At 40.6% G+C, this 14,069-nt stretch carries 5 protein-coding genes; all 5 read left to right on the top strand.

The window, feature by feature from the left end:
• Positions 1-3,000 (top strand): SusC/RagA family TonB-linked outer membrane protein (locus JWR61_RS13425; protein WP_301928286.1); only part of this gene is annotated, 3,000 nt, incomplete at its 5' end.
• Between the two features lie 25 nt (positions 3,001-3,025).
• Entirely contained in the window at positions 3,026-4,732 is a 1,707-nt protein-coding gene (locus tag JWR61_RS13430; protein ID WP_290339398.1) for a RagB/SusD family nutrient uptake outer membrane protein, read from the top strand.
• A gap of 182 nt (positions 4,733-4,914) precedes the next feature.
• Positions 4,915-8,409, top strand: coding sequence for a VCBS repeat-containing protein (locus JWR61_RS13435; RefSeq protein ID WP_301928287.1), 3,495 nt, complete (start codon positions 4,915-4,917; stop codon positions 8,407-8,409).
• Between the two features lie 551 nt (positions 8,410-8,960).
• Positions 8,961-12,149 carry a TonB-dependent receptor gene (locus tag JWR61_RS13440; protein ID WP_301928288.1) on the top strand — a complete coding sequence of 1,063 codons (3,189 nt, stop codon included), beginning with the start codon at positions 8,961-8,963 and terminating at the stop codon, positions 12,147-12,149.
• Between the two features lie 21 nt (positions 12,150-12,170).
• Positions 12,171-13,979, top strand: coding sequence for a RagB/SusD family nutrient uptake outer membrane protein (locus tag JWR61_RS13445; RefSeq protein ID WP_301928289.1), 1,809 nt, complete (start codon positions 12,171-12,173; stop codon positions 13,977-13,979).
• Positions 13,980-14,069 lie beyond the last annotated feature (90 nt).

Below are 14,069 nucleotides of genomic sequence, written 5' to 3' on the forward strand. Positions count from 1 at the left end.
GAAGTAAGCATCGCTAACACCTCATCTGTAAAACTTTCATTGAAAGAAAGAACGAGTGCCCTGAATGAGGTAGTTGTAACCGGCTATAGTGCCCAAAGAAAAAAGGACATTACAGGATCTGTAACTGTGGTAAATGCTAAAGAACTGGTTGCTAATCCAGGATCAAACGTTGAAAGTTTGCTTCAGGGTAAAGCATCTGGTGTAACTGTTGGTACATCCGGTGTTCCGGGCGCTGGTGCGTCTATCAGGATCAGGGGGTTTACTACCTTTAATCAGAATGAACCATTGTATGTGGTGGATGGTGCCAGGGTAGGTTCTATCAGTGATCTTAACCCCAATGACATCGAATCTTTGCAGGTGTTAAAAGACGGTTCTTCGGCTGCTGCCTATGGTGCAGCTGCCGCCAATGGTGTAATTATTGTTACCACAAAAAAAGGTAAAGGAAAATCTAAAGTTACCTATGATGCCTATTATGGATCACAGTCTCTGATTAAGAAATTTGATCTTTTAAATACGCAGGAATATGGTCAGTATCTGTTGAAATTGCAACAGGGAATCCCAGGTCAAACTGCTACTACATTTAATCTTGGCCAATATAACGGCGGGCAAACAACAACATCCACTCCAGTAATTCCCGAATATATTTTAGCAGGAACAGCAAGTGGTGTACAGGCTGGGGATCCTGCTGCCGATCCATCTAAATACAAATTAGATTTGAATGATGTAAATGGAGACGGTACTTATTTAATTGTAGCAGCTAATAAAACAGGTACGGACTGGTTGGGTGCCGTTACGCAGGCCGCTCCCATGCAAAGTCACAACGTGTCTGTTTCCGGCGGTAGTGAAACGGGTAATTACCTTTTAGGCCTAAACTATTACAATCAGGATGGTATTGTTGATTTCACAGGGTACAAAAGATATTCGGTTAGGGCTAATACCAATTTTATTATAAAAAATAAAGTTCGTGTAGGGGAAAATCTCCAGGTTAGTTACATAGATAAGCATGGCTTTAATAATCAGGATGAAGGCAATGCGATCTCAATGGCCTATCGTATGCAACCAATTGTACCTGTATTCGATATCAAGGGAAATTTTGCAGGTACACGGGGATCAAACCTCGGGAATGCTGAAAATCCCTACGCAAGTCTTTACCGCGGTCAAAATAATAAGGATAGAAAAGTCGGTATTATAGGATCTGCTTATGCTGAGTTCGATTTCTTAAAATATTTTACCGCGAGATCAGTAATTGGTATGGATTACGGAACAAGTTACTATTATAATTTTGGTGTTCCTTCCTACGAAAACGCTGAAGGTCGCGGTGGTGTTGGTACGTTTAACGAAGGTCAAAACTTCGGCTACCAGATGACCTGGTTTAATACAGTAAGTTTTAAAAAGTCGTTTGGTAAACACGATATCAAGGCCCTGGTAGGTACTGAAATGGTTGAAGGCGCAGGTCGTGTGCTGGATAATTCCAATAACACCTATTTTTCTTTTGACAGAAATTTCTGGCAGATCAATTCAGGGTTAAGTACGACTCCTGCGGGACATAGTTACGAATATCGTTACAGGAAGTCCTCCCCTGTAATTGCTAAACTGGATTATAACTACCAGGATAAATATCTTTTGAGCGGAAGTTTCAGAAGAGATGGATCTTCAAACGTTTTTGGTCCAAACAATAAGTATGGTAACTTTAGTTCGTTGAGTGCGGGCTGGCGTATTTCTGAAGAAGCATTTCTTCACAATAAATTCAACTGGTTGAATGATCTTAAGTTACGGGTTGGTTATGGTATTCTTGGAAACGATAATACCAAGGATTTCGGTTTTATCACGGCTTATAAATTTGACAATAATGCAGGTTACCCTATAGACGGAAGCAATACTGGTTTTACGCAGGGCTTAAGGTTATTTGCGATAGGAAATCCGAGCATTAAATGGGAGCAGTCTGCTACTACCAACGTTGGTATAGATGCAACGATGTTTAACAACAAACTGAATATTGTTCTCGATTTATATACCCGCAAAACAACTGATTTATTGTATGAGAAGCAACTTGATCCGATTTTATTTGGTAGCGTTGATCGTCAACCAACCAATATTGGTGAAATGACCAATAAAGGAATTGATCTTGCTGTTAACTATCGCACAACGTTAGGAAGAGAATTTAAGATTGATGCGGGATTGAGTTTTTCTTTGTATAGAAACAAAGTAGGATCCATAGGTGATCCATTCCTGGAAGGTAACAGATCCCGTATTGATCCCTTCAACCGATCTGTTACAGGCAGACCAATGTCTAGCTTCTTTGGCTATATCATTGATGGATTCTTCCAAAACCAGGCAGAGGTGGATGCATCTCAACAATCAGATAAAGGTATTGGCAAATGGAGATACAAGGACCTCAGCGGTCCGGGTGGTAAACCAGACGGGTTGATTACTCCAGATGACAGAACTTTTATGGGTAGTCCGCATCCAAATTTTACAGCAGGAATTAACCTGAATGCTGCTTATAAAAACTTTGATATCGCTACATTCCTTTACTGGAAAAATGGTGGACAGTTAATAAATTATGTTCGCTACTGGACTGATTTTAATACTTTCCAGGGTAACAGAGATAGGAGAGTATTATACGACAGCTGGACACCGGAGCACAGAGATGCCAAACTACCAGTGTTGGACGGTGCTGACGGAAGTAGTGGACAGGTTCCGGTGAGTTATTATGTTGAACCAGGAGGCTATTTAAGACTTAAGAATTTATCAATAGGGTATACATTACCTGCAGAATTATTGCGGAAAATTGGCGTCGACAAATTGCGTTTTTATCTACAGGCTCAAAATCTCTTTACAGTTACAAAGTACACTGGCTTGGACCCTGAACTTACAACTCAGCAGGTGGGAAAGGCTGATTATAGACAAGCCAAGTCTGACGCCAACAGTTTAGGTGTTGATTATGGTAACTTTCCAACCCCAAGAATTGTATCTCTTGGCTTAAACCTGACATTTTAATTAAAAGATTTAAATCATTAAGTATATGAAAAGAAGTAAAATGCGTGTGCTGGTGTTAGGCTGTACCGTAATAGCGGGCACACTAATACTACAGGCATGTAAAAAAAGTTTTTTGGATGCCCAACCGTACGGACAGTATAGCTCCGACCTGGTAAATAACAAAAAGGGATTGGAAGCTAAACTGGTGGGTGTATATGGCGTTTTAGATGGCCAGGGGGTAACCAGTACGTGGGCGCCATCTGCAAGTAACTGGGCGACAGCCGGAGTATGCGCAGATGATGCGTATAAAGGTACAGATGCCAATGACCAACCGCAGATGACGGAAGTTGAGCAATATAAATCTCAGCCGGCAAACCCATATTTTTATGATAAATGGATTGCAGTATATGAGGGTATTGCAAGGGCAAACGTTGTTATCAAAGATGCGAATGACCCCAACCTGGTTTTGGCTGATGCTGATAAAAAGAACATCGTTGCGCAGGCTCGTTTTTTAAGAGGGCACTACCATTTTGAAGCCAAAAAGATGTGGAATAAGGTTCCGTATATTGACGAAACCACTACCAGTTATACCAATGCCGACCAAATATGGTCAAAAATTGAAGACGATTTTAAGTCGGCATACGATAATCTTCCTGAAGTACAGGATGCAGCTGCAAAAGCTAACAAATGGGCAGCAGCATGTTATCTCGCCAAAACTTACATGTACGAAAAGAAATTTACTGAAGCAAAGGCTTTGTACGATGTGATTACTGTAAGTGGCAAAACATCAAATGGCAAAACTTATGGTTTACAGGATGCATACTGGAAATGTTTTGATGCCAATTATGATAACAATGAAGAAGAAGTATTTGGAGTAGCCATGGCAGCTTCCGGTTCAGTAGATCAGAGTGGTGAAAGCTCCTTAGGGCTTGCATTTCCCTATGGCGGCGACTTTGGATGTTGCGGTTTTTTTCAGCCGTCTCAAAATTTAGTAAATGCTTATAAAACAAGCCCTGCTGGTTTACCTTTATTTACAACATTTAACGACGCTGATCTTAAAAATGATCAAGGCCTTAAAGATGCAGATCCATATACAAACGACATTACAACTCCGCTCGATCCAAGGTTAGACTGGTCAGTGGGTAGAAGAGGTGTTCCTTATTGGGATTGGGGTCCTCACCCCGGTTATTCCTGGATAAGGGATCAGAACTATGCAGGTCCTTTCAGCCCTAAAAAGCACGTTTTTTCTAAAAAAGATGAAAATACACTTACATCTTCCGGCTGGAAAAACATTACAGCAAAAGACATATACCTCATTCGTTATGCAGACGTATTACTAATGGCTGCAGAGGCTGAAATTGAAGTAGGTTCTTTGGCAAAAGCGCAGACTTATATCAACCAGGTACGTGCAAGGGCTAAAAACCCTGCAAGCTGGGTACAAGGAGCGCCTGCTAACTATGTAATTAATGAATATAGTACTCCGTTTGCTTCACAGGCTGAAGCGAGAACAGCTGTGCGTTTTGAAAGAAGATTGGAATTGGCTGAGGAAGGCCATCGTTTCTTTGACCTGGTGCGCTGGGGTATTGCAGCGGAAACATTGAACGCTTATTTAGCAAAGGAAAAACTGAAAAGAACTTACAAGTCAACAGCCAGTTTCACTGCTGGAAAAAATGAATATTTCCCAATTCCGGCAAGTATCATTGATGTAGCTGCCAAGTATGGTAATACGCTTACACAGAATCCCGGCTATTAACCGATCGTGATCTGGAATTATTAAAGAATATTTAGACTAAAAAGGCAGAGTTAATTCTCTGCCTTTTTTATATACCAGAATTTACTACATTTCCATAAAATTGCCATATGCGATCGCTTACTTTTTTACTTGTCATTTGCGGTATTTGTATGCTTCTTTCATGCCATAACAGGACTCTTTTCGTGGAAGTATCCCCGGGGCATTCGAATATTCACTTCAATAATTTAATACAAGAAAATGATTCTATTAATCCGATAGATGTTACTAACATTTACAACGGCGGCGGTGTGGCGATAGGCGACTTTAATAACGATGGTTTGCAGGACATTTACTTTAGTGGCAATCTTGTTTCAAATAAACTCTACGTTAACCACGGAAATTTAAAGTTTGAGGACGTTACAGAAAAGGCGAATGTTACCGGTGAAGGTCGCTGGTGCCGGGGCGTTGCGACGATTGACATAAATAATGACGGGCTGCTTGACATGTATGTCTGTGTGTCTATGGAAAAAGATCCGTCTAAAAGACAAAACATATTGTATATAAATAAAGGTATTGATAAAGACGGGGTTCCTCACTTTACTGACATGGCTGAAGCATATGGCCTCAATGATACTACGCATTCCACTATGGCCAGTTTTTTTGACTACGATAACGATGGCGACCTCGACATGTACCTGGTGGTGAATGAAATTTTAAAAAATGATAACCCGGGTTCCTTCCGCCCAATCATTACCGATGGGTCCCATCCAAGCACAGGTAGATTATATCGAAATGACTGGGATCCAAACCTGAAACATCCGGTGTTTACAAATGTGTCAAAACAGGCAGGAATAACCATTGAAGGCTATGGCCACAGCGTAAATATTGCTGATTTTAACAAAGACGGATGGAAGGATATTTTCGTCACAAACGATTTTAATTCCAGTGATATTTTATACATCAATAACCATGATGGAACGTTCAGCGATAAAGCCAGTGTTTATTTTAAACATACATCTGCCAATGGAATGGGACAGGATGTGATTGATATCAATAACGACGGACTTTCAGATGTGGTAGAGTTGGATATGAATCCCCAGGACAATCTCCGGAAGAAAATGATGATGTCTGCCAACAGTTATCAAAACTATCAAAACAGTGATCGTTACGGTTACGAATATCAATATGTACGCAATACGTTACAACTTAACCAGGGGCCAAGGATTAATCAACAAGATTCAATAGGGGACCCTGTTTTTAGCGATATTGGTTTTTTTGCGGGCATAGCCGAAACAGACTGGAGCTGGACGCCGCTGGTGCAGGATTTTGACAATGATGGCCTCCGGGATATTGTTATTACAAATGGTTTTCCAAGGGATGTTACCGATCATGATTTCATTGCCTTCCGGCAACGATCATTTAAAATTGCCAGTACCGAGTACACATTATCCCAGGTGCCAATGGTTAAAATTCACAATTATGCCTATCACAATAATGGCAACACCAACTTTACCGATGAAACCAGTAACTGGGGTCTTGAAAAGCCAACTTTTTCCAACGGAGCCGCCTGTGCAGATCTTGATAATGATGGTGACATGGATATGATTATAAACAATATCGATGATGAGGCACTTGTGTATGAAAATACATCAATGAACAGGAAGGAAAACAACAATCATTACCTGGCTGTAAAGCTTGTGGGAGATTCACTTAACCGCAATGGAATAGGCGCCTGGATTGAGTTGCACTACGTTGGTAAACAACAGGTTGTTGAGCAAACTCCTTACAGAGGGTATTTATCGTCTCACCAGTTAGAGGCTCACTTTGGCTTAGGCAATATTGCCAAGATTGATTCAGTGATTGTTAAATGGCAGAATGGTACAATGCAGGTTTTAAAAAATGTAGCGGTCGACAAAACCATCACCATTAATAAAAAAGATGCCATTGAAAAATTTGATTGGGCCCGGCCTGTTATTGCCCAACATACTTTTTTTACGGAAATTTCAGATGCTGTCAATGTACATTACCAGCATAAGCAAAATGATTTTATCGATTTTAATGTGCAAAAATTATTACCTCATAAGTTCAGTGAATATGGACCTGCACTTGCATGTGGCGATGTGAACGGGGACGGATTGGACGATATTGTAATCGGAGGTACTGACCAACAAGCGACCACGCTGTTACTGCAACAGCGGAACGGCTCCTTTTTGCAAAATAAATTATCTGATAAAGCCGACAGTACCGGTACACGATCAATGGATATGGGGATTGTTTTATTTGATGCAGATGGTGATGGTGATCTGGATTTATTTGCAGGCAGCGGCGGTTACGCAGACCAGGCCGAAACCTATCCTTACCAGGATAAATTTTTCATTAATAATGGCAAAGGCAAATTCACTGCCGACTCAATGGCTATTCCCAGGAACTTTACAAGCAAGTCGTGTGTAAGGGTTGCTGATTATGACAACGACGGCGACCTTGATTTATTTATTGCCGGCAGGGTTGAACCCTGGAAGTACCCAATGCCGGTATCCAGTTTTATTTACCGCAATGACTCTGAAAAAGGTGTTGTGAAATTTACTGATGTAACCTCCACTGTTGCGAAATCTTTAATTAAAGCGGGACTTATTTGCGATGCAGTTTGGACCGATTTTGATAATGATGGCTGGCAGGATCTGATATTGACCGGAGAGTGGATGCCGGTGACATTTTTAAAAAATACCAGGGGGATATTCACAGATGTTACTTCCTTCTCCGGGGTTCAAAATAAAAAAGGCTGGTGGACGAGTATCGTGCCGGGGGATTTTGATAATGACGGCAAGATGGATTATATAGTAGGTAACCTGGGATTAAATTCCTTTTATCGTGCCAGTGAAAATTATCCCGTAAAAATTTATGCAAAAGACTTTGATAACAATGGAAGTTTTGATGCAGTACCGACCTTGTTTTTACCATCTTCCCAACTGGATACTACTAAACGGGAATTTCCGGCACACACCAGGGACGATATGGTAAAGCAAATGATTATGTTCAGATCGAAATTTCAAAATTATAAATCATATGCAACAGCAACTATTGATTCGATGTTTTCAAAAGCTGAGCTCAAAGACGCATTAATATTAACTGCTGATTATTTTGCCAGCAGCTATTTAAAAAATATGGGTAATGGCAGGTTTCAATTAATTCCATTGCCAGCCCAGGCCCAGTATTCGTGCATTAATGGAATGCTTGTGGATGATTTTAACGGAGATGGTAATCTGGACGTGCTGATGAATCAAAATGATTACAGTACCGAAGTTTCGGTTGGCAGGTACGATGCCGGTAACGGACTTTTATTAACGGGTGATGGTAAAGGAGATTTTTTGCCGGTATCCATTTTAAAAAGTGGCTGGTTCATTCCCGGTAATGGTAAAGCTCTTGTAAAATTAAAAACCGCTTCAGGTAAAACTATCATAGCTGCCAGCCAGAATAAGGGTAAGCTGAAAGTTTTTGAGTGGAAGTCAAACCAAAAAGTGATCGCCCTGAAACCGCTGGATGTCAGTGCTGTTATCACGTATAAAAATGGAAAAAAGCAAAAGATGGAAACCAATTATGGTGCTTCCTTTTTGTCTCAGTCCGCAAGGTTTTTGAACATCAGTGATAATGTATTGTCTGTTCAAATTACCGATTCCAGGGGGAAAGTTTATACTCCTTAATTTGTAATCCTTATAAATTTATTAACAAGAGATCAATACTATGCTTACATAAAGTTATTGGGATTTATTAGGCATTCATTACTGAAGCTGCCCTGATTCGAATCAATAACATGATGCCTACTATGGGTGTTTAATTTTATATTAACATACGGCAGTAGTCAATAGCCCGATGCTCCAGCCCCAGGTAAACTCATCACCACGTCTGGAGAAGTCTGTATAGGTTGATGGTAAAATAGTGTTAGTAGGAACGGCTACATATAAATGAAAATATGGCTGGCCTCGTTAGTAAGCATACTGCTTATAACTTTTAAAATTTCAGGACGTCAGGTCTGCTATTTAGAATCAGCGGCGTTTTACTACCGACGACCATCAAGAAATTTTATAACAATAGTTAATCATGCTATTGGGCTTACTATAATTCGCATTATTGACAGTTAATAGGATTTCTATAATTATCGGATAAAATAATACCAGTAATGTGCATTTTTATTTTTGAAATTGTTAAAAAAAACACCCACATTTGCCTCATCATTAACCAAATATGCTGCTATATGTTAAAAAGACTTCTCCCGGGAATATATGCGCTGATGTGCCTTATATTTCTCTCCTCACAAATTAGTGCACAGCAAAAAACAATTACAGGGACGGTCACCAATTCAAAGGATAATACTCCTGTTGCGCTGGCTACTGTAAGTGTAAAAGGATCTAAAGTTGCCGTGAGTTCTGACGCCAACGGGCAATTTTCTATCAGTGTGCCAGACGGTAAATCAACCCTGGTTATTTCTTCAGTAGGTTATGGCACCGAGGAAGTGAGTATTTCCGGTAAATCTAATGTGCTTGTCACATTGAAGGAAAATACATCATCCCTCAATGAAATAGTAGTAACAGGTTATACTGCTCAAAAAAAGAAAGAAATTACAGGAGCCGTATCAGTAGTTAATATTAAAGACCTGAAACAAACGCCTGTGGGTACTGGCGAAGAAGCGTTGCAGGGAAGAGCTTCTGGTGTTACAATCATTTCCTCTGGCCAGCCTGGTGCAGCAAGTGATATCCGGATCAGGGGTATTACCGCTTTCGGTAATAACTCTCCATTGGTTATTGTAGATGGCGTACGCGGTGATTTGCATAATATTAATATACCTGACATTGAGTCAATGCAGGTACTAAAAGATGCCTCTGCAGCGATTTATGGTGTTGCCGGTTCAAATGGTGTTATTATTATTACTACAAAGCGTGGTAAATCAGGAAAGGCAAAAGTTAGTTACGATGCATACTACGGTCGTACAACGCAAGGTAAAGGATACCAGATGGCAAACAGCCAGGAAGAAGCAAATGCCATCTGGCTGCAGCAGCGTAATTCAGGTATTGCCAATCCCAGTAGTAACCAATTCGGTAAGGGCCCCAACCCAGTTATTCCGGATTACATAACGCCTACTGCTGGAATGACTGGTGATCCCAAAACTGATCCGGCGACCTACGATATCAATTCCAATCAAATTACAAAGGCAAATAAAATAGGGACAAACTGGTATAATGAAATAACCAGGAATGCTCCTGTTCAAAACCACAATATCTCTGTCAGTTCTGGTTCAGAAAGGAGTTCTTACTTCTTTTCACTGGGGTATCTTGACCAACAAGGTATTGCCAAGTTTCAATACAATAAACGATATTCTTTAAGAGCGAATACACAATTTAATATAAAGGATAAGGTTCGCATTGGTGAAAACGCGTATATTTTTTATAAACAAAATCCCACTTACGGCAACCAGGGAGAAGGAAGTCCGTTTACTACGGTCTATCGTGAGTCTGCTGTTATCCCGGTGTATGACATCATGGGTAATTTCGCCGGCACCAAATCCAATGATTTCGGTAACGCCCGTAACCCATACGCAGATATCTATAGAACGAAAGACAATAAAGGTTCAGAGGTATCCATACAAGGAAATGTTTATGCAGAAGCCGACATCTTAAAACATTTTACAGCACGTAGCAGCTTTGGAGGCACGCTATCTAACGGGTACAACTATAGCTTTGGTTATGTAGGGTATGAAAATGCCGAAGGAAATACCGGATCTAATTCTTTTAGTGAAGGAGCTAACTACGATAACCAATGGACTTTTACCAATACGTTGGCGTATAACAACACCTTCGGGGATCATAGTGTTAAAGTGCTGTTGGGCACTGAAGCGGTAAGTTATTTTGGACGCGGGGTAGGTGCAGGAAGAAGTAATTATTTTTCTGAAAATCCTAACTATTGGACAATCGGAACAGGAACAGGAGCTCAGTCAAACTCTGGTTATGCCTATCAAAGTTCTCTTTGGTCGCAGTTTGCACGTCTTGAGTATGGTTATAAAGGAAAATACCTCATCAACGGAAGTCTTAGAAGAGACGCATCGTCAGTATTTGTAGACAGTGTTAGAACAGGATATTTCCCTGCAGTATCAGCAGCCTGGAGAATTTCCGAAGAGAATTTTTTCAAAGGCATTACATTTATTAATGATCTTAAAATCAGGTATAGCTGGGGTAAACTCGGGTCTATCAGTAACGTAAATGGTACCAATCCGTTTAATTTGTATGGAACAAGGTTTGGCCGTTCTTTCTATTCTGTAAATGGTAGCAGTACTTCACCAAATGGTGGTTTTTACAGAAGTAATATTGGTAACCCCGCAACAACCTGGGAAGGTGATATCATCTCTAACATTGGATTTGATGCGGTATTCCTGAATAATAAATTCGATTTAACCATCGACTATTATAAAAAGAAAGTAAGTGGCTTGCTGTTTACAGCATCAGGTATTCCTTACGACAGGGTATTTGTGGGTGATGCAGATCTTCCAAAAGTAAATATCGGCGATATGCAAAATACCGGTATCGACGGTAGTTTAACTTACCATGGTGCGGTGGCCAAAGATTTCCATTTTGATATCACAGCTACATTTACATCTTATAACAATAAGATTGTAGACATACCGGGTTTACCTTACTTTAACGGCCCTGGCATTAGAAATATAACACCAACACGTAACCAGGAAGGTCATCCTGTAGGTGCATTTTATGGATACCAGGTACTGGGATTATTCCAGAGCGCAGATGAGGTTGCAAAGGCACCAACACAAATTGATGCAGCGCCGGGTTTGTTTAGATACAAGGACGTTGATGGAAACGGCAAAATAGATGATAACGACCGCACTTTCATAGGTAATCCAAATCCTGATTTTACCTATGGTTTAAATATTGGCTTCAATTATAAGAATTTTGATTTTTCTACCTTCTTTTTCGGAATGAAAGGAAATGATATTTTTGACAATACAAAAACTTTTACGGATTTTCCTGATTTCTTTAAAGGCGGTATGAGAAGAGAAGCAGCTGTCAATTCCTGGACACCTACCAACCCCGGTGCCACTGTGCCTAAATTGCGTACTACGGGTGGATTCAGCTCTGACGCAGTTGCAAACAGCTATTTTATCAGTAAGGGGTCTTACCTGCGTAATAAGCAAATGCAGATAGGCTATGTATTGCCTGGCAGGTTGCTGTCAAAATTTGGAGTTGAGCGTCTGAGGATTTATATCCAATCTGCTAATATGTTCACCATTACCAAGTACAAAGGACTGGATCCGGAATTACAAAGTACTTCTTCAAATAATGGAAAAACAATCGATAATACAACTCAGTTTGGTATCGATCAGGGGAACTATCCACATACGCCATCTTACCTGATTGGTATAAATCTTAATTTCTAAAATTGATTCAATTATTTTTTTATGAAAAGTATCAAATATAAATTTTTAATTTCCACGGCTATCGTTGTAATAGTACTGGTGGCGTGTAGTAAGGAGTTTTTAAATAAGCCTCCGTTAGGAACGCTCAACCCTTCGATTGTAGCCACAGAAGCTGGTGTTCAAGGCCTGCTGATCGGTGCGTATTCGCTGGTGGATGGAAATGGATCCTCTGGTGATGGTAACTATGGGTCGGCTGCATCTAACTGGGGGTATGGTGGCGTAGCAAGTGACGATGCATACAAAGGTTCTGATCCGACGGATGTAAACGACTTTGCACCCTTCGAAAAATTCATCTCATTAACACCAACCAATGGAGCTGTTCCACAAAAATGGAACCTGTGTTACAATGGTGCACAGCGTTGCAATGATGTGATTAATACATTGGCAATTGCCCCGGGTATATCAGCAGCTACCCAAACCACTATCACAGCACAGGCCCGTTTTTTAAGAGCCTTCTTTCACATGGAGTTAAAGAAGGTGTTCAACAACATTATCTATGCTGATGAAACGGTGTCTCCCGCCAACACTGACGTTACCAATGAAACTGATGTTTGGCCAAGGATTGAAGAGGATTTAAAATATGCGATAACAAATTTGCCTGAAACATGGAGTGAGGTTGGAAGAGTTAATAAATCTGCGGCGAAGGCGTTTTTAGCGAAAGCATACATGTTCCAGAAGAAATTTACAGATGCTTATCCTATTTTGCAGGATCTTATAGCTAATGGAAAAACTTCTGGCGGAACGAAATATGCTTTACTTCCACATTTCTATTCGAACTTTAACCCTGCCCAGAAGAATAGTTCTGAATCAGTGTTTGCTGCGCAAACCTCTGTTCAGGATGGCTCTTCAGTTGATTGGGGCGGTTCTCCTAATGGTAACTACGGTGATATCTTAAACTTTCCTTACAATGGTGGTCCGGGTGCATGCTGCGGTTTTTATAACCCTTCACAGGATCTTGCTAATGCATTCAAGACAGATGCTAACGGACTTCCACTACTTGATGAGTCATACGCAACTGGTGCAAAAGTAGGAGACCCTACTGCTCCTTACACAGGTACATTAGATCCCCGTATTGACTGGACAATCGGCAGGAAAGGTATTCCTTACCTGGATTGGGGCAACCATCCGGGAGATGCATGGATAAGAAACGTTTTGAATGACGGGCATTTTAGTCCTATGAAAAATGTTTATGCGGCCTCTCAGAAAGGTGCATTCACAGACGTGGGAAGTTCTTATTGGGGACCAACCGAATTGGTAGCCAATAATGTTAACCTGATACGATATGCAGACATATTGTTGTGGGCTGCCGAATGTGCCGTGACTGCCGGCGATATTCCTACTGCGATGGGATATGTAAACCAGGTTAGATCAAGGGCAGCAAACCCAACCGGATGGGTGTATAAATATCCTGTAGTGAATGGCGTTGCTGACGTTACTTCTTATGATGCTCCTACAGCTACTTTTAAAGATCAGACTACTCCGGCTTCTAATTACAAAATTGGTTTATACACTGCAGCAACTTTCACTCCGGCGAATGCAATCAAAGCGATCCAGTTTGAAAGACGCCTGGAGCTGGCTATGGAAGGTCATCGTTTCTTTGACCTGGTAAGATGGGGAATTGCAGCGCCAACAATTAATACTTATATCGCAAGAGAAAAAGATGCCAGACCGTTAAAACAGGACGCGAATTTTGTTGCAGGTAAAAATGAATACTTCCCAATACCATTGGGCACGATTGACAACTTAAATTCAGACGGCAAAATCAGGGTTAAACAAAATCCTGGTTATTAATACTTATTGTGCATTTTAAATAATAGAAAAGAGACAGGCCAACCCCTGTCTCTTTTTTTGTAATTTTAACAACTTATATTAACCTTGCTG

It is taken from the genome of Ferruginibacter sp. (genome assembly GCF_028288465.1).
Classification (GTDB): domain Bacteria; phylum Bacteroidota; class Bacteroidia; order Chitinophagales; family Chitinophagaceae; genus Ferruginibacter.

Bases quoted from the DNA above. Each gene is read 5' to 3' on its own strand.
- JWR61_RS13430 (WP_290339398.1), top strand. From the start codon at position 3,026: ATGAAAAGAAGTAAAATGCGTGTGCTGGTGTTAGGCTGTACCGTAATA.
- JWR61_RS13440 (WP_301928288.1), top strand. From the start codon at position 8,961: ATGTTAAAAAGACTTCTCCCGGGAATATATGCGCTGATGTGCCTTATA.
- JWR61_RS13445 (WP_301928289.1), top strand. From the start codon at position 12,171: ATGAAAAGTATCAAATATAAATTTTTAATTTCCACGGCTATCGTTGTA.